The sequence below is a fragment of the Desulfocastanea catecholica genome (assembly GCF_054657295.1).
In genome coordinates, this window is the sequence record NZ_BAAHYZ010000012.1 from 127,105 (window position 1) to 147,693 (window position 20,589).

The window sequence follows — 20,589 nt, forward strand, 5'->3', positions numbered from 1 at the left end:
CCTGTTGTTATTCTCTTGGGTGCATTTTGCGCACGCAGGAAAGTGATTGCATTCTAGGTGAACGGCATTACTGTAGTGGGTGTTGTTTTTTCCGGATAGTATAATCTGACTGGAACAGTCAGTTCGTTGAAAGAGTGTTTATTATGATCTCGTTGAGGAGGATGTAAAATGGCTGAATGTGGAGGATCCTGTGGCTCACAGGAATCACAGCAAGCTGCTGCAGCACAGCAGGAAGTTGCGATAAAAATGTCTCTTGGAAAAATAAAAAATAAAATTTTAGTGATGAGCGGTAAGGGCGGTGTCGGGAAATCGACCGTCTCCGTCAATCTGGCGCTCGGTCTGGCAAATAAGGGATATAAGGTCGGTCTGATGGATGTCGATATTCATGGGCCCGATGTTGTCCGTATGCTCAATATGAAAGGAAATCTCGAGGCTCCCGCATCGAAAAATGCGCTGGTTCCACCGCTTCAGTATAACGACAACCTGAAGGTAGTTTCCCTCGAATATATGATGCGGGACCGAGATGAAGCGATAATCTGGCGTGGCCCGCTGAAAATTCAGGCCATTCGGCAGTTTATCTCGGATATGGATTGGGGCGAGCTTGATTATCTCATCATCGATGCCCCTCCCGGTACAGGGGATGAGCCCTTGTCAGTCGCCCAGACTATCCCCAATGTCAAGGCGGTAGTGGTGACGACGCCACAGCAGGTTGCCCTGGCCGATGTACGCAAATCGATTAATTTTTGCAAAACCGTTAAAGTGGAAATCGTCGGGGTCATTGAAAATATGTCCGGTTTCGTTTGTCCGCATTGCAACAAGACCGTCGATATCTTCAAGTCCGGTGGCGGGGAAAGTCTGGCCCGTGAGCTGGAACTGCCCTTTCTCGGCAAGATTCCCATGGATCCACTGGTTGTCCTGGCTGGAGATGATGGCACACCTTATTTATCTTCAGACGCCGACAGCCCGGCCACCCATGCCTTTGCCGAAGTAGTGAAGTCGATCGAAACTCGTCTGCCACCGGTTGCCGCTGCCGCGCCATTGACGATGGCGTCAGTCGATAGCGGATGTGCCTGCGGCGGCAGCTGTCCGTCGCACGCCAAGAACTAACCCCGGTACTTTCTAGAGTAAGGCACTAACAGCTTTTTCTGCAAAGTTATCAAAACCGGATAAAAATAAGGTCGGCATCACCTGTTGTGGTTGCCGGCCTTGTTTTTACCATGTACTTTTTTCAAAATACTATGATAATAAAACAACTTATCGTTGGGTCGATGGCTGTATGCTGCTATATAGTGGCGTGCGAGAAAACCAAAAAAGCGGCGGTCATCGATCCCGGCGGGGATGAGGATAAGGTCCTCGCCGAGGTTAAAAAAATGGGGCTAAGCGTCGAATATATCATTGCTACCCATGGTCATCCGGATCACGTCTGCGGCAACAGGAAAATTCAGCAGGCCACGGGTGCGAAAATAGTCATGCATGAGGCCGATGCGCTCTTTTTTGGTCGAGCGGAGGTGGATAAATATTTTTCCATGCTCGGTTTTGAACCATCGCCTCCTGCCGACCTCAAGGTTGCCGAGGGAGATGAAATCACCATCGGCGAAGTAAAATTGAAGGTGCTGCATACCCCTGGTCATACCCCAGGCGGGATGTGTCTGTACAACGCACCTGACCTGATAACCGGAGATACCCTTTTTGTCGGCGGGCTCGGCAGAACGGATTTTCCAGGAGGTTCGCATGAAGAACTGCTTACTTCCATCCGCACCAAACTGCTGGTGTTGCCTGCCGAAACGATAGTCTGGCCGGGCCATGGCTACGGAGGTCATCAGTCAACAATTGGCGAAGAGAAACGCAGCAACCCGTTTTTATAATCTTGGGATAGTCAGGCATCACCGAAATCCTCCTCAGGGACGAAGTGATCGACGGCCACCTCAGTACTTTTTACTTTTACCCTTTTTGTCGATCATATGCGTGAAATTGTTCTTGGTACCGCCGGCCATGTTGACCATGGAAAAACCAGCTTTATTCGTGCCCTGACCGGTTTTGAGACGGATCGTCTCAAAGAGGAAAAACAACGGGGCATCACTATTGAGCTTGGCTTCGCCTTTCTTGATCTGCCCTGCGGGCACCGAATAGGAATAGTCGATGTGCCGGGCCATGAAAAGTTTGTCAAGACCATGGTATCCGGCGTATCGGGCATCGATATTCTCGCCTTTATCGTTGCTGCCGATGAGGGCATCATGCCGCAGACCATCGAACATTTTGAAATCTGTCGTCTGATGGGCGTTGAGCAGGGCATTATCATCGTCACCAAAATGGATATGGTCGAGCCGGAATGGCTGGAGATGGTCGACGATGAGATTGAGGAGTTCTGTGAAGGCAGTTTCCTTGAAGGTGCGCCGATCATCAATGTGTCGTCGGTTACCGGGGAAGGTATCGATCTTGTCCTTGAAGAACTTGACAAAATAGTCAGGGACTTTAATTTCCATGAAGTCTTTGGGCCGTTCCGCCTGTCCGTCGATCGCGTATTTGCCATGAAGGGTTTTGGCTCGGTGGTAACCGGGACGTCGATTTCCGGTAGAACGTCCGTGGGAGATGATCTGCGAATTTACCCGACGGAAAAGATCGCCAAAATACGCGGCATTCAGGTCCATTCCGAGGCGGTGAACGAAGTGGAGGCCGGACATCGAACGGCAATCAATCTCCAGGGGGTTGATGTTGCCGATATTGCCAGAGGGATGGTCCTCGCACCGCCGGATACCCTGCAGCCTAATTACATGCTCGACTGCCGGTTTCTCTACCTGGCGTCGAACGCCAAACCGATAAAGCACCGGGTCAGAGTCCGGGTGCATCTGGGTACGGCGGAAATTATCGGCCGGGTGTCCCTGCTCGATCGTGACGAGCTGCAGCCCGGGGATGAGGCGGTCGTTCAGTTGTTGCTCGAAGACAAGGTCGCCGTATGGCCTGGAGACCGTTATGTCATCCGCAGCTATTCTCCGGTGGCAACCATCGGCGGGGGCATGGTGCTCGGCAATGTTTCGTCACGCAAACGAAAACGACTTACCGAAAGTGATCGCCGCTATAATCAGGAAATGGCGACAATCCTGCAGAACGGCACTATTGAAGAGAAGGCACTGTTCATTCTTCGGGAAAGCAGGGAGCGTGGGCTGACCGCCGATGAGCTCGGCATTCGCCTGGGGCTGTTCGGTAAACATCTGAAAAAAGCCTTGAACGAGCCTCTTTCCACCAAGAAAATGGTCGTTGTCGATTCCGCCACCCAGCGCTACGTGGTGGTCGAGATCGCCGAGAAGATCAAGGCGATGCTGGTTGACCATCTTCAGGCCTATCACCAGAAAAATCCCCTGCAGGCCGGACTGGCCAAGGAAGAACTGCGCACCAGTCTCGGCCGAAAGGTCGATTTGAAAGTCTTTAACTACTGCATCAATGATCTCATTAAAAAGTCCGTGGTCGTGCAGGAAGAGTCAGCGGTGCGCATGGCCGAGCATCAGGTAGCCTTGAAGGCCGATGAAGAACAGCTGCGCCGGGAACTGAGCGACTGGTATCGGCAAAAAGGTCTTTCCACGCCGACAATAAAAGAGACCATGGAACGATTTGCTGAATATCCGGATCGCCTGGTGAAAGATGTTATCGATCTTCAATTGCGCGACGGTAAATTGTTGAAGATCAGCGAGTCACTCTATTATGAAAAGGAAATGCTCGAGCCGCTCGTTGCCTCGGTTATCGCCTATATGGAAAAAAACGGCGAAATCGATGCCCCGGCATTCAAGGAATTGACCGGACTGACCAGGAAGTTCTCCATTCCGATCATGGAGTATCTAGATCGAATAAAGATCACCATGCGCATCGGTGACAAGCGGATTCTTCGCAAAAAAGCCTGAAGGGCAAATTTATTTTTTGCCCTCTTGGCGGTGTCGCCACTGGATGGAGAGAATTTTGCCGGTGGTCGGCGAAATGCGGACCTTGTCGTCAAGCTGCAGGCCGACCAGGGCGACAATTTTACCGGCGCTGAGAAGAACCGGCCAGGCGGGGCGTTCTTTCGGCACTATTTTTCGCTCGTTGAAGTAGCGGGATATCTTTTTTCTGCCCGGACCGCCGCAGGGAGAAAATTTTTCACCCGGCAGAAAAGAACGAAGCAGCAGCGGAAAGGAGAGCTTTTCCAGGTCAACCCAGAGTTCTCCTTCGCTTTTTTCAATTTCGGCAGTGGGTGCTCTTTCCTGCAGGACAAGCTCCCTGTTTGCCTCGGGAACGGGGTATGTGCCGGGACCGGGGATGGTGAGGCTTATCGAAGGACTCGGCCGCCGGGATCCTCGCACCACTCCTTTATCCAGCAGGGGCCGCGACAGCCGCAGCTCGTTTACCGATCTTTCCGCCCGCACCCCTTTCTCAAGATGCAGTTCGCTGCCGTTTTTGCCATTTTCCAGATATTCAGCCAGGGTGCAGATCTGTGCATAGGTCGGACGCACTCCCATCTGCCAGCAGCTTTTTTCCAGGATTCTGCGTCGGATGGCCAAATGGTTCGTCAGAAACATCTCCCTGTTGATGATCAGTTGCGCCTGCTCATTACCATCATTATTACCATCCCCATTGCCTGCTGTTTCGGAAAAAATGATACATTGGTCTGATGCGGTCTCGGTCTGCTCATGAAGAAACTTGTCTTCCTCGGCGAGGACATCCATATGGTGCAGAATGGTGGTGCGAAGGGCGGGATTGAAACTTTCTTCGAGCAGCGGCAACAGGTCAAGCCGCACCCGGTTGCGCAGGAACTGTCGATCCTCATTGGACGAATCCAGGCACCAGTGTATGCCTCTGTCGACAAGGAACTCGACAAGCTGCGCCTTCTTTTCGAAAAGCAGCGGACGGACGATGTTATCTCTTTGCAGCCGCATACCGGACAGACCTCTGCTGCTGCTGCCACGGATCAGACGGATAAAAAATTCTTCCACCTGATCATCGGCTGTATGGCCAACGGCAATGAGTTTTGCCCCGCATTCCTGGCGAAAATGTTCCAGTGCCTGGTACCTGAGTATCCGCGCCGCTTCTTCCAGGGATTTTTTCCCCTGGGCGACAAGTGCATGGACATTTACCCTGCGGACCGAAAATGGAATTTGACGCGCCAGGCAACTGTCTTTTATAATCTTTTGTTCCTGCGGTGTTTCCCGGGGCCGCAGGCCGTGATCGATATAGATTACCAGCAGATGCAGTGGCAGATCGATTTCTGCGAGAATATGCAGCAGGGCCAGGGAGTCGGCACCTCCGGAAACGGCGACGACAATACGGTCATTTTCGTTTATCAGCTTATGAGCACGGATGATGGATGCTACCCGGTCGAGGAGGCGCATGGAAGATTTCCTGGCTGCTACTTTTTTTTGCAAAAGGTATGATTTTAGTTTACTACTTCAATGGAGTTTGATCTCCGGCACTGCGGTATTTTACCATGGCAAGTAATATCCGGCATCCTTGAATACCCTATGACGCGACAGTATGGCAAATAAAATTAAAATCCTCGTGGTTGAGGATGAATTTATCAGTCGCACCCTGCTCATGGAGATGCTCTCTCCTTTTGGCGACTGCGAGGCGGTGACGAACGGCCGTGAGGCCGTTGATGCCTTTGAAAAGTCCTATAGTGCGCCGATAAGCAGGTATGATCTCGTCTGTCTTGATATCATGATGCCGAAAATGAGCGGGCACGAGGTGTTACGGGAAATGCGCCTCATTGAACAGAATCATGGGGTGTATGGATCCGAGGCAACCAAGGTTTTAATGGTAACGGCTCTCGATGATGCGCAAAATATACTGCAGGCACTGGTCGAAGGTCGATGTCAGGCATATTTGACAAAACCGGTCAGCAGGGCAAGACTTGCGGAACAGCTGCGTCATCTGCGGTTGATCGACAACATTGAGTAGGTCTTGTAGTTCCTGAGTTGTTTCAGGTCCCCTTTTACAGGTGTGAAGGTATGCATCATCAAAGAATCGAACACATCAAGGCATATCTCAAAAAGCAATTCAATCTTCCCGTTGAACAGATTGACATGCTCTTGCCGAGTTTTATTGCAACGCTGGGTACGCATATGCAGAGTCTGGAGAGTGCGCTGCATGAAAACAACCCGGCGTCAATGGGCAGGGTTGGTCATACCATAAAAGGTGCATTCCTCAACCTTGGCCTGGAGGATTGTGCCGACATCGCCCTTTGCATTGAAGAAAGGGGCAAGGCCGGCGATCATGCCGCGGATTATAAACAGCTGGTTGAGGAGTTACGTCGCAAGGTCAATCCAGTCCTGGAGTAATTTCCAATTCAGCTGAGCCCTTCTCCTGTACCTGCCTTTATCTGCTCGAGCAGACGAACATGAATGTTGTCGAAGCCACCATTAGAGAGTATGGCCACCACATCCCCCGTCTGCAGGGTTTTCTTGAGGCGGTTAAGGATAGCGTCCGTTGTCACGAACGATTCGGCCACCTGGTTTCTCATGGTGTTGAGATCTGTGGCCAGCTGCGCTGCAGAGAAAAGCTCATCTTCAGTTAATCCTTCGATGGGCGTCGGTTCCCGGAGCAGGATGAGGTCGGCTGCGGCAAAGGCGCCGGCATAATCTTTCTGGAAAATGGCCCGCCTCGAGGAGTTTGTTCTCGGTTCAAATATCGCCACCAGACGGTGATCAGCATACGCGCCTTTCAGTGCCGCCAAGGTTTCCCGAACCGCGGTGGGGTGGTGGGCAAAGTCATCGATGACGGTAATGCCATTTTCGATGCCTCGTACCTCCTGCCTTCTCTTGACACCAGCAAAATTTGCCAATCCCCTGTTGATAGTCGAAGGCAAAAGACCAAGATGGTGCATCACCGCGCACACAGCGAGGCTGTTCAGACAATTGTGTCGACCGGGCAGGCGAACAGTCATGGTCGACCACGGCTGGCCATCTTTTACCACCTGGAAATGGCTGGAGTTGCTTTCGACCCTGATTTTGCCCAGGGCCCACGGGAAAGCAGGATCAAGGCCGTAGCCCTGCACGGCACAGGGTGCACCGGCGGCTATCTCAGCAACATTTTTGTCATCGAGATTGGCAATGAGCAGGCCATCTTTGGGGAGAAGGGCGACAAATTTTCTAAAGGATCGCTTAATTGCCTCGATATCGCTGAAAATGTCCGCGTGATCAAATTCAATCGAGGTGATGACGGCCACCTTGGGTCGATAGTGGAGGAATTTTGATTCCTTGTCAAAAAATGCCGTGTCATATTCATCTCCTTCCGCGACAAAATGTTCGCCCTTGCCCAGGCGAAAATTCGTCCCGAACTCCCCGACGATGCCGCCGATCATAAATGAAGGGTCGAGTCCGGCATGATAGAGCGCGCTGGCCAGCAGAGAGCAGGTCGTCGTTTTGCCGTGGGTGCCTGAAATAACCAGGGACATGCGATCTTTAATAAAAAAATGGGCCAGGGCCTGGGGAAATGACAGGTAGGGGATCGAACCTTCTGCAAGGGCGATCGCTTCGGGGTTTTTCCGGGTTATAACATTGCCGACAATAACCAGATCCGGCACGGGGGTCAGGTTCTCGGCAGCATAGCCGCTGCAGACCGGAATGTTCAATTCACCGAGAAAAATCGACATGGGTGGATAAATCTGGCTATCACTCCCGGTAACCCGGTATCCGGACGACTGGAGCATTCCGGCAAGAGCGGCCATGCCGGTGCCGCAGATGCCCATCAGGTGTATGTGGTCTATTTTGTCTGGGGCGGAGTTCAGAGAGGTCGCAAGAGAGAGCATCGTTGGTTAGCCTTTTTTTACGGTTGTATCTATTGCCGAGAAAATATTCTTAAAGGATTGCTCAAAGGTTGCCGGGGTTATCCGACCGACTTCTATAAACTTTATCGCTATTTCTTTGGCAATTTTCAAGATGGTTTCATCTGATACCAGGCCGGAGTGGTCTTTTTTCTGGGCAGTTTTTTCTAGGAGAGCCATACAATCACCTGTTTAAGGTAAATAAATACGCCTCCGTCGCATGAAGAAGGCCAATTCGTCATAGAAGCGACAGAGGCGATATGATGAAGAATAACCGGTCAGGCCATCCCTGCAACCTGCAAGTAATACGGCAAATAGAAGATTTTTTCCAGCATTGTTCGACAACGGTTGTTGAAAAAATAACATCATTGGCAAATTCTCCAACCGCTGCGCGACCATTGACCAAGGTCACGGCTGATATTCCTGCCGGTGGTACCCTCTGCCAAACAGCGACAGAAATAAAATTGTGCTTATCGTCTTTTAGGCATGGATGTTCAATCGACAAAAAAAATGGAGGAGCTATGAAAGTACTTGATCTGAACACGACCCGCGAATTTACCGAGGGGGCGATGAAGCGTTTTTTCCTGGTGGAAGATTCGGAGTTTTTTAAAATAATCAATTTTAATTTGAAGGCCGGCGTCACCTTCCCGATCCATTCCCATGATCTTGACGGCGAACTGTCCATTCAGGTTATCGAAGGGGAAGGGGTTTTCCTCGGGGAGAATAATGCCGAGATTCCAGCAAAAACCGGCAATATACTGATTTCCGAGATCCGCGAACCCCATGGCGTTCGGGCGACCACGGATATGCGAATAGTGGTCACTATTGCGCCGCCTATCTGATTATTTTTCTATTTCCAATCAATTGATGCAAAAAAGGAGAATCTGATGTCTGAAGATGAGTTGTACGATGTGATAATACTCGGTGGAGGGCCGGCCGGTCTCACGGCAGGAATTTATGCCATGCGGGCGGCTCTCAAAACGGTTCTGATCGAAAAAGGTCTTCCCGGTGGCCAGGTCGCCATTACCAAAGATGTCGAGAACTACCCTGGGTTTATCGAGATTGGCGGATTTGAGCTGTGTGAGAAATTTCTGCAGCATGCCAAACATTACAACCTGGAAATTATCGACAAGGAAGCGATGAAAACAGAGCCTGGGATTGACTACCATTCCGTCCATCTCGTTGACGGCACTGTTCTGCGCAGTCAGGTGGTCATTCTTGCGGCGGGTGGAACGGCACATAAACTGAACATTCCGGGAGAAGAAGAAAACTTCGGCAAGGGAGTTTCCTATTGTGCTACCTGTGATGGCTTCTTCTTTCGCGGCCAGACGGTTGCCGTTGTCGGCGGCGGCGACACCGCCCTGGAAGATGCACTGTACCTGGCGAAAATAACCCGCAAGGTTTACCTCATCCATCGACGGGACGCCTTCCGCGGCAGCCGAATCCTGCAGCAGCGTGTTTTTGCCGAACCACGCATCGAGATTGTCTACAACACGGTCGCTACCGAAATACAAGCCAACGATAAAGGCGTGTGCGGGCTCTCCCTAAAAGACACGAAAACCGGGGCAGAGCGCTCGATCGATACGGACGGTGTTTTTATCTTTGTCGGCTTCAGGCCAAACAACCAGATTGTTCCGGCCGGGATCAAAGTGAATACCAGCGGCTATGTCATCACCGATGAAAAATGCGAGACGACTCTTCCCGGTATCTTTGCCGTTGGTGACCTGCGCCAGAAATATGCCAACCAGATTGTACTCGCCGCAGCCGACGGCTGCACTGCCGCTTTGGCTGCAGCCCATTTCATCGAGACCCACAAATAACCTATGGAGGCCCCATGCGATTGCTTATAACCAGTGTGCTGTTGCTTACCTTGCTTGGCGGATGCTCTGCGATAGACATGACCCAATATAGTACAAACAAGCCGGCGCTTGACCTTTTTAGTTACTTTCAGGGAAAAACCACCGGATGGGGAATTGTGCAGGATCGAAAGGGTACCCTGACCCGTCAATTCGTTGTGCATATTGATGGTACGGTAGACAGTGACGGCAGTTTGACTCTGGTGGAAAACTTTGATTGGAGTGACGGCGAGAAAACGACCAGAACCTGGATCCTGTCAAAACTGACCGCGCACAAATACTCCGGGAAAGCCGAGGATGTCATCGACAGTGCAGATGGCACGCTCTATGGCAACGTGCTCAACTGGCAATATATGCTCAATCTGCAGGTAGACGACGCGACCTGGAAAATTAAGTTTGACGACTGGATGTTCCTGGTGAGTGAAGATCTGCTGCTCAATAAAGCCATAATGACGAAGTTCGGCCTTAAAGTCGGCGAGGTTACCATTGTCTTTCAAAAAAACAATATTTCTAACGGGTGAAAGTCATGAGAGCAAGAGTGATGATTTTTGCGATGTTGGTTATGTGCTCATTCTTCACGAATAGCAGCATGGCAACAGACATGGCAGAATGGCGGGAAGATATGCGTCTGCTTGGCAAGGGATCGGCCTATTATCTAAAGTTTATAAAAGTGTATGACGCGGAATTGTACAGCAATAAACTCGTCACCCCAGAAGAAATACTGCAGCCAGGTGTCTCCAAGTGCCTTCATCTGCAGTATGTGGTCGAGGTAAAAAAAGATGATTTTATCACTGCGGCAAACACCGTTCTCGAGCGGCAATTTACGCCGGAGCAGCTCAGTAAGGTTGCCAATGAGCTGGAGACCCTGCATGACGGTTACCAGGATGTCGAGAAAGGTGACAGCTACACCCTATGCTACGCCGATAAAACGGAAACCACCAGTCTCGCCCTCAATGATAAGGTCGTAGTTTCCGTGTCTTCTCCTGCCTTTGCCGAGACATATTTCAGTATCTGGCTCGGGGAAACCGCGCCGCTCGATGACAAGCTGCAAAAAAATCTTCTTGCTGGAATTTCCGATAAATAGAATAAAGAAGATTGTCGGATTACTGCAACGAAAAGCAAGGAGAAAAAAGTGACAAGAAAAGACATAGCTATCATTGGTTCCGGCATTTCAGGACTGACCTGTGCGTATACCCTCGCACCGCACAACAATATCCGGGTTTTTGAGGCCGCCGATTATATAGGCGGCCATACCCATACCGTCAGGGTGGAAAAGGATGGCGAGGTCTCGGATATTGATACTGGCTTCATCGTTTTTAATGATCGTACCTACCCCAATTTTATCAAATTAATGGATGAACTGGGTGTCAAGTATCAGCCGACCGAGATGAGTTTTTCCGTCAAAAACGACGATATCGATCTGGAATATAACGGCAATAATCTCAACAGTCTGTTTGCCCAGCGCAGGAACCTGCTGCGGCCGAGGTTCTGGTCCATGGTTCTTGAAATTGTCCGGTTTAACAAGGAGGTGCGCAAGGCGGCAAGTGACGGCGACACGCGTACTATCGGCCAGTTTCTCGAAGCCGCCGGATACTCGGAGATGTTTAAGGAGAACTACCTGCTGCCGATGATTTCAGCCATCTGGTCGATGGGTCTTGCCAGCTGTATGGACTTTCCCCTCCGGTTTTTTGTAAGCTTTTTTGACAATCACGGCCTGCTTGATATAACCAACAGACCGCAATGGTACAGCATTAAAGGTGGTTCCAGCAGCTATATCAAGCCCCTGACCGCAGGATTTGTCGGCCGTATCAGCTTGAACAGTCCGGTGCTCGGTGTCGAGAGATCGGACAACAAGGTGCAGGTGCGTACTGCCGATGAGACGACCGTTTTCGACGAAGTCATCTTTGCCTGTCACGGCAATCAGGCCTTGGCCTTGCTTGACCGGCCATCGGCGGAAGAAAGATCTGTTTTGCAGGAATTTCAGACGTCTCGTAACGATGTCGTGCTGCACACCGACATCTCTTTTCTGCCCAGGCGCAAGCTGGGCTGGGCCAGTTGGAACTACAACCTGGTTGATGCCGCACAGGAACAGACGACGCTCACCTACAACATGAATATTCTGCAGCGATTACAGAAGAGGCATACCTACCTGGTCACCCTCAACCAGGAGATCGCTACAGAACATATCCTGCGAAGGTTTACCTACCATCATCCGATTTTTACCTTGGGTTCGATTAAGGCCCAGCAGCAGTGGCAGGACATTTCCGGTAAAAACAACAGTCACTTCTGCGGCGCATACTGGTTCAATGGCTTCCACGAAGACGGGGTGAAAAGCGCGCTGCGAGTCTGCTCGACCCTTGAGGCGAAGTCATGAAACCGTCTCTGAAACCGTCCTTTTATGTCGGCACCATCGCGCACCGAAGACAGATTCCGAAAGAGCACCGTTTCCAGTATAATTTTTTTATGTGGTTTCTCAATCTTGACGAGTTGGATACACTGCCGTCGCTGGGAAGATGGTTCTCCGCAAAAAAATGGGCACTCAGTCGATTTCATCGTCCCGACTATTACGGTGATCCCGCGCTGCCACTGGCCGATGCCATCAGAGCGAGGATGGAGGAACTCACCGGTCACCCGGTAACAGGACAGGTGGGTGGACTGTTGAATGTACGTACCCTGGGACTCTACTTCAGCCCGGTAAACTTTTACTACGGCTATGATGACCGCGGTAATTTCACCCATTTCCTGGCCGAGGTGTCGAATATTCCCTGGAATGAACGGCACCAATACGCCCACTATGTCGGCGAAAAGCAGCTCACGCCGCACCATGCCAAACAGTTTCGCGTGTCACCTTTCAATTCGGTCGACCAGCACTACAGCTGGCAGCTCAAGGCACCGGGAGAGACCGTTGCCGTGCACCTCGCGGTGGATGATGAACGGGGGCATATCTTTGACGCATGGCTGTCGCTGAAACACTACCCCTTGACGAAAAAATCCGTTCGTAAAGAGTTGCTTAAAAAGCCGGTAATGACCGCCTTTATAGTTGCCGGAATCTACTGGCAGGCCTTTAGACTTTATCGAAAGGGCGTACCCTACGTACCCTATGAGAAAGAGATGGTCTGATCTTAAAGAGTAGCTTATAACCATGCCTGCCGGAGGAACAGAAAAACAGATGACTACAAGCGAACAGGAAGTGCGGGAAAAGATACATGCTTTGCTGAGCAGTCAGCGGCTGGCCGTGTTGTCGACACAAAGAGACGGGCAGCCGTATTCCAGCCTGATGGCTTTTGCCTTTACCGCCGACCTGAAAAACATCGTCATTGCCACCGGCAGATCGACGCGCAAGCACCAAAATATCGTGCAGGAATGCCGGGTCTCCCTTCTCGTTGATACTCGGTCAAACAGCGAAGACGATTTTAATGCGGCCATGGCTCTTACCGTGCTTGGCAAAGCGCAGCCCATTGAAGAAGCGGAGCGACCTGCATATGAGAAGCTGTACCTGAGCAGGCATCCCTCCCTGGAAAATTTTCTCGCCTCTCCCACAACCGCCTTGCTGAGAATCATGGTTTCAGACTATCTGCTGGTCTCACGTTTCCAAAGTGTGATGGAGTACCATATAGGGAATCACGCTGATCCCCTTATCTGACTTTTTACGACGTCATCGATAAGGGAAAGGTTTTTACCTGGAAAGTGTTGACAAAAAAATACCCCTGTTACTTTGAGCGCCTCAAAGTAACAGGGGGTCTGTTATATAATCAAGTGGATTAAAAGTATGTTACCAGCTATCACCCAGGACGTCGCTCAGATCCGTGCATTTGGCTTTTTCTTCTTCGGTCAGGTCTTCCTTTCTTTTAATGTTCTTAAGATCATCGATGTAACAAGCATACTCTTTGCCGTCTTTGTCCTTAATCCATACCATTTTCTGAAATTCTTTTGAAATTACTTCGCCTTTCATAATGTCCCCCTGGTTTAGGATTTAAACTTCAAGATCAACTTCTTACATAACCGTTACACAACGTGGAGTACATTAATATTTACCTGCTCAACCACGTTTAGTAAGGTTTCCTGAATATAGTTACCTGACAATGAAAAGCAAGGCTTGGATGAAAAAAATCCTCCCACTCTGTTCTTTCACAGCAGCGAGGCAGGTGTTCTGAAAATGACCTGGCAATAACATATGCAGTATTTAGTGCCTTACAGAGCTATTCAGGATCAGACAGTTCAGGCGGTCTTCTCTCAGGGACTGTCTCGCGTTTAATCTTCCCGGTGTACCAGTCTGCCGATACATAGAGCGAACAATAGCAGCTGCCGTACTCGCGCACATCCTCTTCACGATAAACACAGGGGCAAATAATATCTCGATCATTTTCTCGTGTCCCCGAAGCGAGTCGACAGGGACAGGCCATATAGCCATAGCGCTTTTTATTAGTGAGAAGGCCGCGAAGGAGCTCAAAGGCTTTTTCTTTGTCGCCGTTCAAGTAATAGCCTTTGGGCTCGTTGCCTTTTTTGAGCATATCGTAAAGATCATCGACTTCGGTGTGAATACCTAATTTTTCTTTTATTTCCTGAACCTTATATCCAACGATAGTTTCATCATCAACGACAACTGTCGGAAACGAACATTTTGGATTAACTTCTCTGAGATCTTTCAGAGCCTTTTTTCTTTCTTCGTCGGCTAGTTCATCAGCCTGAACACATTGAAAGGAGATGTTCAAGTCGGTGAACATTTTCTTGATCGCCTGGCAGTATGCGCAGGTGCTTAAGCTGTAGAGAATTACACTTTTTGTAGTCATAGCTGTTTATTTTGAAGATGAATAATGTTGTTTGACGAAGTACGATTTGTTTATACACCTTTTTTTAATTTCATATCCTGCCTATCGGTTGTCAGCCTGATTTTCTGGCGCTGCTGACAACCGTCCGGGCGAGATCGTTGAACACGAAATGATGCAACGGCAGGACCAGGTACCAGTACAATCTGCCCAGGATCCCCCGGGGGAGAAAGTGCGCCGTCTGAATGAGTTGATCAGGCTGCACATCGAACTCCAGCCACGCCTCCCCCGGCACTTTCATTTGGGCATAGAGCAGCAGTCTTTTGCCCGGTTTGATGTCAACCACTTTCCAGAAGTCGAGCGCATCGCCGACGCGCAGTTCCTGGTTTGACCGTCTCCCTCGATTGAGCCCATAGCCGCCCATTATCTTGTCAATAACCCCGCGAAGGCGCCAGAGATAATTAAACTTAAACCAACCATTCGGACCGCCCACGGCACAGGCTGCTTGAAAAACGTCCTCCTGGCGTTCGCCATTTTCGAATGGCACAATCCGGGTATCTCGGAAGATCGCCCCGGCTGGATTGTCAAAATCCTTGATGTCGCAGGCCTGCTGCCCGGTGCTGTCGCACCATCGGCTGATAACTTGATTCTGTTCAAGTTCGTGGATGGCATCGGCGACCGTTTGCTTGAACCGTAGAGGCCGTATCTGCGGGTAAAACCGTGCAGCATTATCATTTTGTACTACTGTTTCACTCTTCAGCCCTTCAACGAGAGCAGAGGCAAGCTTGTAAGGGATTGGGGTAAAAAGAATCAGCCAGTAGGAGGACAGGCGAGGCGAGAGCAGGGGAACCGGAAAAAGGTATCGTTTCAGGCCCATGACTTCGGCGGCCTGCTGCATCATTTGCTGAAAGCTGAGCTTTTCGCCGCCGATATCGACGACCAGGTTGCCGCGGTGGGCAAGCTCTACCGATGCTTGCAGATAGGACAGGACATCTTCAATGCCGATGGCCTGTGTCTGGCTGCGCACCCAGCGGGGAGTTATCATCGCCGGCAGCTTCTGGCACAGATTACGAATGATTTCAAAACTGGAACTGCCCGAACCGATAATCACGCCTGCGCGCAACCAGATAGTTTCAATTTTTTCCGCTTTTGCTGAAAGAATCTCCCCTGTCTCGATCCGGCTCAACAGATGTTTACTGGCGCTCTCCCGTACGCCGAGACCTCCGAGGTAGATAATTCGCCGCACACCGGCCTCGATACAACCATCCCGGAAATTCTCGGCACTGACTCGATCCAGGTTCTGGTAGTCCTCTGTGGCGCCCATGGAATGAATCAGATAAAACGCCGTGTCAATGCCGGAAAGTGCTGCGGCCAGGGACTCTTTATCAAAGGTCGAACCCTCTCGGATATCCACCAGGTCGGCAATTGAAACCTGCACTTTGTTTTTGTTGCGTACTAACAATCGTACCTTGAAGGCCGAAGTCTCGAGAAGGCGGTGGGTCAAGCGTCGACCGATATAACCGGTTGCCCCGGTCACCAGGACTGTTTTTTCATTCATAGTCGCAGTCATTATTGTTAAGGTTCAAAATGCTGGAAGGAGTTCTGAAAATAAAGATCTGCCCATAAGAGTCATCGTTGTTTCATGATTGAGTACATACATCTTCCCTGGTGTCTGGCTAGCAACTCATATTACTTAAGCATGGAAGGATGGCGCATCAAGGTGTAATAAACAGGAGCAGTTACTGCGACGAACCATTCTCTTCTTATTTTACTCTCCGGGTAACCATGAATAGACGAAATAGTGATATCGAACGAAGAAGACGAAGACTGACGGAAGGGCGACGTGGCGCAGGCCCCGTGGTGTACTGGATGTCCCGTGATCAGCGAATTGCCGACAACTGGGCCCTTTTATGGGCCCAACAGGAAGCCCTGGTGCGCCGAAAAGGCTTGCTGGTTGTTTTCTGCTTGCTTGACGATTATCCGGGTGCCACCTGGCCACACTACCGTTTCATGCTTGAGGGTCTGCTGGAATTGCCGGAAAAACTCCGAAGGTTGAATATCGGATTCCGCCTGCTCGAGCAGAGACCGGAGGAAATACTGCCTGGGTTTCTGCAACAGCTCGACGCCCATGCTCTTGTCTGTGATTTCGATCCGTTACGGATTAAACAGCAGTGGAAAAACCAGCTCGCTAGCAGGCTGCCCATGCCGTTTTATGAGGTCGACACGCACAACATTATTCCTGCCTGGACGATTTCTCAAAAAAAAGAGTACGCCGCGTATACCCTTCGTCCGAAGACAAATCGACTGCTGGCGGACTATTTATCCGATATCCCCGCCGTGCAATATCATCCTTTCGAACATCCTGCCGACCCTGCGGCCGTTCATGCCGGCAATTTTACCGAAAAATTGCTGAGACAATCGCCTGCGGGAAGCTCTCGGCTGGAGTCTGGTGAGGCGGCAGCGGAGCGTGCGGCTAGCAATTTTTTGCAGAATAAACTACAGGACTATGCACGCAGCCGAAATAATCCATGCCTGGACGGTCAGTCGGGGCTTTCGCCCTATCTCCATTTTGGTCAGCTTTCCCCGCAGAGACTGGCCTGGATGGTCTCACAATCCGAGCTGCCGGCGGAAATAAAGGAACCATATCTTGAGGAGCTCGTTGTCCGCCGGGAGCTTTCCGATAATTTTTGTTATTACGAACCGGCGTATGATCGTTTTGCCGGTTTTCCCGAGTGGGCGCGAAAAACCCTCGATCAGCACCGGCAGGACCCAAGAGAGCATGTCTATTCCTTGGCTGAATTCGAGGCGGGCAGCACTCATGAAAAGCTCTGGAACGCCTGCCAGCAGGATCTCATCCAGAGCGGTAAGCTCCATGGCTATCTGAGGATGTATTGGGCCAAAAAAATTCTCGAATGGACGCCTGATCCGGAAACCGCCGTGCACTATGCCATAACGCTTAATGACCGTTACTCGCTGGACGGCCGTGATCCCAACGGCTATACCGGCATCGCCTGGTCAATCGGCGGCGTGCATGACAGGGCATGGCGTGAACGCGCTGTATTCGGCAAGATTCGCTATATGAATGAAGCAGGCTGTCGGCGTAAATTTGATGTGGATGGATATATACGATCTGTCTTCGATAAAAAACAAAAAAGCACCTAAGGTCTTTTGACCCTAAGTGCTTGAATTTGCTTGGCTGGGGGACAAGGGCTCGAACCTTGATAAGCGGAGTCAGAGTCCGTTTAATAACGGTTTTACTGGGTTTCACGCCGTTTCACTTAGCTTCACATCAACCCCGCTTTATCGAAAAAAAGTATTGCAAGAATAATTGCTTAGATGGTATTATTCTTCACATAGCTTGATTTTAAATAATCTTGTTTAATGTAATTTCCGGGGGACAGTCCGGGGGACAAACGGGGGACAAAATTTTTGAGTGTCCTTTTTGGTGAATTTGAGTCCGCTTATCAGGAGAACAGGCAATGACAAAATGGATTACAGCGAAAGAAGGTGTCAGGTACAGAGAACACCCTACCCGCAAACATGGCGTGAATTATGATCGGTATTATGTCATTCGCTACCGTGACGCAGACGGCAACCGCAAGGAAGAGTCTCTTGGATGGGCAAGCAAAGCTGGATGGACAACAAACAAGGCAGGCCAAGAACTACACAAACTCAAAGCGAACCATTCCACCGGCAGCGGTGCACAGTCACTGAACGAAAAACGTGAGATAAAACGAGAAGAGAAGGCGGTTGCCGAGAAAATCAAAAAGGCAGAGGCCGTCAAGAGCATGACCTTTACGGAAGTGTTCGACAAGTACCTGATTGACTCAAAACTGAAAAAGAAAAATGAAAAGTCATGGAAACGTGAAGAGCAGCTTTTCCGCCTCCATATATCGCCTGTAATGGGTAAATATCCTTTGACCAAAATTGCAGAGGTTCCACACCTTAGAAACCTGCGAAAGAACATGGAGAAGGCTGGTTTATCACCAGCAACAATCAGGTATGCACTCCATGTGGTCAGAATCGTTTTTCACTTTGCCATAGATGAAGAATGGTTTTCAGGGACAAATCCGGCACTGGAGAAAAGCAAGAGGGCTGTCAGTAAAAAGAGAGCAGGCATTGAATACCCACAGCAGGACAACGAGAAGGAACGATACCTTAGCCGGGAAGAGGCAGAGGTATTGATGAAGGAACTTGCCGCACGATCCACCGAGGTTCACGATATGGCGATGCTGGCCCTTTATGCCGGTATGCGATTCGGAGAGATTGCTAAACTCACTTGGGGCGATGTTAAAACCTTTGAAGGCACAATGAAGCTGAGACAGACCAAGAACGGCAAAGACAGAACGGCATACATGACCCCTGACATTCAGAAAATGTTTGCACAGCGCGGCCGGGGGGAGGATGACAGGTTGGTTTTTCCTGCCAGGGTTAAGAAGGACAGTAAACCCGAAGATGAGAACAAGCCCCATTCCATGATAAGCCACCTGTATTATGCAGTCGTGAAAAAACTCTTCAATCAAGGCGTGGCGGATAAAAGGCAATGGGTGAACTTCCATACCTTGCGACACACATTTGCAAGCTGGTTGGTTGAGAATGGAACCGACATTTACAAAATAAAAGATTTGCTGGGGCATGGGACACTTCAAATGACAGAGCGCTATGCACACCACAAACGGGAACAACTAAAGGAAGCTGTTGTCGGACTGCAGAACAAATGAACGATTACAGAACAGACCTTCTGTTTCTCTGCTTTCCAGTAGTGTACAAGTGTGTCTTGTATGATACTAATAAATGGTATATAATATGAGTTGGACAGTTGAGTTTACCGGCAAAGCCAAGAAGCAGACCGACAAGCTACCCGCCAAGATTAGAGAGGTGTTGTATCTGCTGGTTCGGGAGATAGGTGCAACAGGCCCGGTAAAAGGCGATTGGCCCAACTATTCAAAGTTGCCAGGAGATCGGCACCATTGCCACCTGAAGAAAGGGAAACCCTGCTATGTGGCAATATGGCGAGAGCATAAAGGCAAGATACGATTTATTGAGGTGACATATGCAGGAACCCACGAAAAAGCACCATACTGAAAACGACATTGTAACCTTGCGGCTGAAAGTCCACAGGAGCAATGCGGCAAAGGTTGAAGAGTTTGTCCGGGCAATAGAAGAAGGCAAAGAGCGAACATACACAGTTGCTGAAGTATTCCCGGAGTATATTTCCGATGGGAAAACCATTGCTCTTCGCGCATATCGAACCCGCGAAGATCTGACGCAAAGAGAACTTGCCGCAAAGGTTGGTATTCCCCAGCGTCATATTTCCGAGATGGAAAATGGTAAACGGCCTATCGGGAAAGAGATGGCAAAGCGGTTTTCTGAAGTGCTTGGGGTGGATTACCGAGCGTTGCTGTAATTGTACCGACCATCTTTCATCGGGATAGGGTAGCTCCCAAAAAGCCGTAAACCCTGCGGCCTGCCCGATGATTTTTCAGGGTATCTCGTGGGTGAGATATGGGACTAGATTTTGAACTGCTTCAAGAATATTTTCAAAGTTTGGATGCTGGCAGCGAACTTGTTGATCTGAATGGGTATTATGACAAGAAAGCGTTAATCTTGGATAAGGTCTTAACACGATATTCTGAAATTCACGCTGTCCATATCCCCGATTTAATGAAGCACTCTGATCGTCTCTTTGGCCTGGCTGGTCATGATGATACAATCTCCTCAGGTGGGGAAAGAAGTATTCTGCCTTCGGCGGGAGAAGAACCCATCAAACCTACAAACTACGAAGAAGTGCTGATTACGGTGTACCAGTGGATGACCTTAGATAATTACATTGCCCCGAGCAGTCTTGGGATCGTTCTATATATTCACATTATGGCACTATCGATTTTTTACTCTGTAGTCAGACCGGAAAGGATATCCCATGAAACTCTTTTCAAGTTTGACCTGGCAGCGCTAGACCTCTGTGTCAATGCGACGAGGTTGTCAGAATTGACACCGTTCGCTGTGACTAAACTGAAACACAGTAGAAGTGTGTCGATTGGCAGGACTCGCCAAGGAAATGCAACGGGACAAGATATCCTTGAGGTTTATAAGACGATAGGTGCAAACTGGACCGATAGCAAAAAACCAATTGCTGTTGGGGATGAATCTTATTCGATAAATAAGTTTGCTTTACAGAAAATTA

At 49.9% G+C, this 20,589-nt stretch carries 23 protein-coding genes; 17 read left to right on the forward strand and 6 right to left on the reverse strand.

The genetic code is table 11. The annotated features are described in order from the left end of the window. Positions 1 to 168: 168 nt before the first annotated feature. From ACYQ8U_RS12645 to selB, 3 genes are all read left to right on the forward strand, one after another. The gene (locus tag ACYQ8U_RS12645; protein WP_459945905.1) at positions 169 to 1,107 is read left to right on the forward strand and encodes a P-loop NTPase; all 939 of its coding nucleotides are present in this window, start codon (positions 169 to 171) and stop codon (positions 1,105 to 1,107) included. Between the two features lie 131 nt (positions 1,108 to 1,238). Beyond that, positions 1,239 to 1,865, forward strand: coding sequence for an MBL fold metallo-hydrolase (locus ACYQ8U_RS12650; RefSeq protein WP_459945906.1), 627 nt, complete (start codon positions 1,239 to 1,241; stop codon positions 1,863 to 1,865). Between the two features lie 96 nt (positions 1,866 to 1,961). Then, positions 1,962 to 3,893 (forward strand): selenocysteine-specific translation elongation factor, encoded by a 1,932-nt coding sequence (selB, locus tag ACYQ8U_RS12655; protein ID WP_459945907.1) that lies wholly within the window; start codon positions 1,962 to 1,964, stop codon positions 3,891 to 3,893. Between the two features lie 9 nt (positions 3,894 to 3,902). Here selB and tilS read toward each other — a convergent pair whose 3' ends face one another. Further along, entirely contained in the window at positions 3,903 to 5,354 is a 1,452-nt protein-coding gene (gene tilS / locus ACYQ8U_RS12660) for a tRNA lysidine(34) synthetase TilS (RefSeq protein WP_459945908.1), read from the reverse strand. Positions 5,355 to 5,496: 142 nt separating this feature from the next. On the opposite strand from tilS, the gene ACYQ8U_RS12665 reads away from it, so the two are divergent. Together ACYQ8U_RS12665 and ACYQ8U_RS12670 are read left to right on the forward strand one after the other, a co-directional pair. Continuing rightward, on the forward strand, positions 5,497 to 5,919 hold the full coding sequence (locus ACYQ8U_RS12665; RefSeq protein ID WP_459945909.1) for a response regulator: 423 nt from the start codon (positions 5,497 to 5,499) through the stop codon (positions 5,917 to 5,919). Between the two features lie 50 nt (positions 5,920 to 5,969). Further along, a complete protein-coding gene (locus ACYQ8U_RS12670) occupies positions 5,970 to 6,299 on the forward strand; it encodes an Hpt domain-containing protein (RefSeq protein WP_459945910.1) in 330 nt (109 codons plus the stop codon). 8 nt (positions 6,300 to 6,307) lie between these two features. Here ACYQ8U_RS12670 and mpl read toward each other — a convergent pair whose 3' ends face one another. Both mpl and ACYQ8U_RS12680 read right to left on the reverse strand, forming a co-directional pair. Next, entirely contained in the window at positions 6,308 to 7,768 is a 1,461-nt protein-coding gene (gene mpl / locus ACYQ8U_RS12675) for a UDP-N-acetylmuramate:L-alanyl-gamma-D-glutamyl-meso-diaminopimelate ligase (protein WP_459945911.1), read from the reverse strand. A 6-nt stretch (positions 7,769 to 7,774) separates the two neighbouring features. Beyond that, positions 7,775 to 7,963, reverse strand: coding sequence for a hypothetical protein (locus tag ACYQ8U_RS12680; RefSeq protein WP_459945912.1), 189 nt, complete (start codon positions 7,961 to 7,963; stop codon positions 7,775 to 7,777). Positions 7,964 to 8,304: 341 nt separating this feature from the next. Here ACYQ8U_RS12680 and ACYQ8U_RS12685 point away from each other — a divergent pair, with 341 nt between their 5' ends. From ACYQ8U_RS12685 to ACYQ8U_RS12715, 7 genes are all read left to right on the forward strand, one after another. After that, entirely contained in the window at positions 8,305 to 8,625 is a 321-nt protein-coding gene (locus tag ACYQ8U_RS12685; RefSeq protein ID WP_459945913.1) for a cupin domain-containing protein, read from the forward strand. Positions 8,626 to 8,670: 45 nt separating this feature from the next. After that, entirely contained in the window at positions 8,671 to 9,603 is a 933-nt protein-coding gene (trxB, locus tag ACYQ8U_RS12690; RefSeq protein WP_459945914.1) for a thioredoxin-disulfide reductase, read from the forward strand. Positions 9,604 to 9,617: 14 nt separating this feature from the next. After that, positions 9,618 to 10,160, forward strand: a complete 543-nt coding sequence (locus tag ACYQ8U_RS12695) for a DUF3833 domain-containing protein (RefSeq protein WP_459945915.1) — start codon at positions 9,618 to 9,620, stop codon at positions 10,158 to 10,160. Positions 10,161 to 10,228: 68 nt separating this feature from the next. After that, a complete protein-coding gene (locus ACYQ8U_RS12700) occupies positions 10,229 to 10,723 on the forward strand; it encodes a chalcone isomerase family protein (protein ID WP_459945916.1) in 495 nt (164 codons plus the stop codon). A gap of 48 nt (positions 10,724 to 10,771) precedes the next feature. Beyond that, positions 10,772 to 12,013 carry an NAD(P)/FAD-dependent oxidoreductase gene (locus ACYQ8U_RS12705; protein ID WP_459945917.1) on the forward strand — a complete coding sequence of 414 codons (1,242 nt, stop codon included), beginning with the start codon at positions 10,772 to 10,774 and terminating at the stop codon, positions 12,011 to 12,013. Beyond that, positions 12,010 to 12,759 carry a DUF1365 domain-containing protein gene (locus ACYQ8U_RS12710; protein WP_459945918.1) on the forward strand — a complete coding sequence of 250 codons (750 nt, stop codon included), beginning with the start codon at positions 12,010 to 12,012 and terminating at the stop codon, positions 12,757 to 12,759. The genes ACYQ8U_RS12705 and ACYQ8U_RS12710 overlap by 4 nt, the downstream gene beginning before the upstream one ends. Positions 12,760 to 12,808: 49 nt before the next feature. Beyond that, positions 12,809 to 13,282, forward strand: a complete 474-nt coding sequence (locus ACYQ8U_RS12715) for a pyridoxamine 5'-phosphate oxidase family protein (protein ID WP_459945919.1) — start codon at positions 12,809 to 12,811, stop codon at positions 13,280 to 13,282. Positions 13,283 to 13,411: 129 nt separating this feature from the next. Here ACYQ8U_RS12715 and ACYQ8U_RS12720 read toward each other — a convergent pair whose 3' ends face one another. The 3 genes from ACYQ8U_RS12720 to ACYQ8U_RS12730 form a co-directional block, all read right to left on the reverse strand. Beyond that, positions 13,412 to 13,591, reverse strand: a complete 180-nt coding sequence (locus ACYQ8U_RS12720; RefSeq protein ID WP_459945920.1) for a hypothetical protein — start codon at positions 13,589 to 13,591, stop codon at positions 13,412 to 13,414. Between the two features lie 247 nt (positions 13,592 to 13,838). Next, positions 13,839 to 14,429 carry a ferredoxin-thioredoxin reductase catalytic domain-containing protein gene (locus ACYQ8U_RS12725; RefSeq protein ID WP_459945921.1) on the reverse strand — a complete coding sequence of 197 codons (591 nt, stop codon included), beginning with the start codon at positions 14,427 to 14,429 and terminating at the stop codon, positions 13,839 to 13,841. A 91-nt stretch (positions 14,430 to 14,520) separates the two neighbouring features. Next, positions 14,521 to 15,963 (reverse strand): SDR family oxidoreductase, encoded by a 1,443-nt coding sequence (locus tag ACYQ8U_RS12730; RefSeq protein ID WP_459945922.1) that lies wholly within the window; start codon positions 15,961 to 15,963, stop codon positions 14,521 to 14,523. A 227-nt stretch (positions 15,964 to 16,190) separates the two neighbouring features. Between ACYQ8U_RS12730 and phrB the strand changes: the two genes are divergently transcribed. The 5 genes from phrB to ACYQ8U_RS12755 all read left to right on the forward strand — a co-directional run. Beyond that, positions 16,191 to 17,567, forward strand: coding sequence for a deoxyribodipyrimidine photo-lyase (gene phrB, locus ACYQ8U_RS12735; RefSeq protein ID WP_459945923.1), 1,377 nt, complete (start codon positions 16,191 to 16,193; stop codon positions 17,565 to 17,567). Positions 17,568 to 17,884: 317 nt separating this feature from the next. Continuing rightward, a complete protein-coding gene (locus ACYQ8U_RS12740; protein ID WP_459945924.1) occupies positions 17,885 to 19,126 on the forward strand; it encodes a tyrosine-type recombinase/integrase in 1,242 nt (413 codons plus the stop codon). A gap of 85 nt (positions 19,127 to 19,211) precedes the next feature. Further along, the gene (locus ACYQ8U_RS12745; RefSeq protein WP_459945925.1) at positions 19,212 to 19,490 is read left to right on the forward strand and encodes a type II toxin-antitoxin system RelE family toxin; all 279 of its coding nucleotides are present in this window, start codon (positions 19,212 to 19,214) and stop codon (positions 19,488 to 19,490) included. Further along, positions 19,459 to 19,812, forward strand: a complete 354-nt coding sequence (locus ACYQ8U_RS12750; RefSeq protein ID WP_459945926.1) for a helix-turn-helix domain-containing protein — start codon at positions 19,459 to 19,461, stop codon at positions 19,810 to 19,812. The genes ACYQ8U_RS12745 and ACYQ8U_RS12750 overlap by 32 nt, the downstream gene beginning before the upstream one ends. 98 nt (positions 19,813 to 19,910) lie before the next feature. After that, the coding region (locus ACYQ8U_RS12755) for a hypothetical protein (protein WP_459945927.1) at positions 19,911 to 20,589 on the forward strand (679 nt) is incomplete at its 3' end.

Excerpts from the sequence above, each read along its gene's own strand:
- selB (WP_459945907.1), top strand. The coding sequence starts at position 1,962 with ATGCGTGAAATTGTTCTTGGTACCGCCGGCCATGTTGACCATGGAAAA.
- ACYQ8U_RS12710 (WP_459945918.1), top strand. The coding sequence starts at position 12,010 with ATGAAACCGTCTCTGAAACCGTCCTTTTATGTCGGCACCATCGCGCAC.
- ACYQ8U_RS12730 (WP_459945922.1), bottom strand. The coding sequence starts at position 15,963 with ATGAATGAAAAAACAGTCCTGGTGACCGGGGCAACCGGTTATATCGGT.
- ACYQ8U_RS12645 (WP_459945905.1), top strand. The coding sequence starts at position 169 with ATGGCTGAATGTGGAGGATCCTGTGGCTCACAGGAATCACAGCAAGCT.
- ACYQ8U_RS12725 (WP_459945921.1), bottom strand. The coding sequence starts at position 14,429 with ATGACTACAAAAAGTGTAATTCTCTACAGCTTAAGCACCTGCGCATAC.
- mpl (WP_459945911.1), bottom strand. The coding sequence starts at position 7,768 with ATGCTCTCTCTTGCGACCTCTCTGAACTCCGCCCCAGACAAAATAGAC.
- ACYQ8U_RS12665 (WP_459945909.1), top strand. The coding sequence starts at position 5,497 with ATGGCAAATAAAATTAAAATCCTCGTGGTTGAGGATGAATTTATCAGT.
- tilS (WP_459945908.1), bottom strand. The coding sequence starts at position 5,354 with ATGCGCCTCCTCGACCGGGTAGCATCCATCATCCGTGCTCATAAGCTG.
- ACYQ8U_RS12700 (WP_459945916.1), top strand. The coding sequence starts at position 10,229 with ATGGCAACAGACATGGCAGAATGGCGGGAAGATATGCGTCTGCTTGGC.
- ACYQ8U_RS12695 (WP_459945915.1), top strand. The coding sequence starts at position 9,618 with ATGCGATTGCTTATAACCAGTGTGCTGTTGCTTACCTTGCTTGGCGGA.
- ACYQ8U_RS12740 (WP_459945924.1), top strand. The coding sequence starts at position 17,885 with ATGACAAAATGGATTACAGCGAAAGAAGGTGTCAGGTACAGAGAACAC.
- ACYQ8U_RS12650 (WP_459945906.1), top strand. The coding sequence starts at position 1,239 with ATGATAATAAAACAACTTATCGTTGGGTCGATGGCTGTATGCTGCTAT.
- ACYQ8U_RS12670 (WP_459945910.1), top strand. The coding sequence starts at position 5,970 with ATGCATCATCAAAGAATCGAACACATCAAGGCATATCTCAAAAAGCAA.
- ACYQ8U_RS12715 (WP_459945919.1), top strand. The coding sequence starts at position 12,809 with ATGACTACAAGCGAACAGGAAGTGCGGGAAAAGATACATGCTTTGCTG.
- phrB (WP_459945923.1), top strand. The coding sequence starts at position 16,191 with ATGAATAGACGAAATAGTGATATCGAACGAAGAAGACGAAGACTGACG.
- ACYQ8U_RS12720 (WP_459945920.1), bottom strand. The coding sequence starts at position 13,591 with ATGAAAGGCGAAGTAATTTCAAAAGAATTTCAGAAAATGGTATGGATT.
- ACYQ8U_RS12745 (WP_459945925.1), top strand. The coding sequence starts at position 19,212 with ATGAGTTGGACAGTTGAGTTTACCGGCAAAGCCAAGAAGCAGACCGAC.
- trxB (WP_459945914.1), top strand. The coding sequence starts at position 8,671 with ATGTCTGAAGATGAGTTGTACGATGTGATAATACTCGGTGGAGGGCCG.
- ACYQ8U_RS12685 (WP_459945913.1), top strand. The coding sequence starts at position 8,305 with ATGAAAGTACTTGATCTGAACACGACCCGCGAATTTACCGAGGGGGCG.
- ACYQ8U_RS12680 (WP_459945912.1), bottom strand. The coding sequence starts at position 7,963 with ATGGCTCTCCTAGAAAAAACTGCCCAGAAAAAAGACCACTCCGGCCTG.
- ACYQ8U_RS12750 (WP_459945926.1), top strand. The coding sequence starts at position 19,459 with ATGCAGGAACCCACGAAAAAGCACCATACTGAAAACGACATTGTAACC.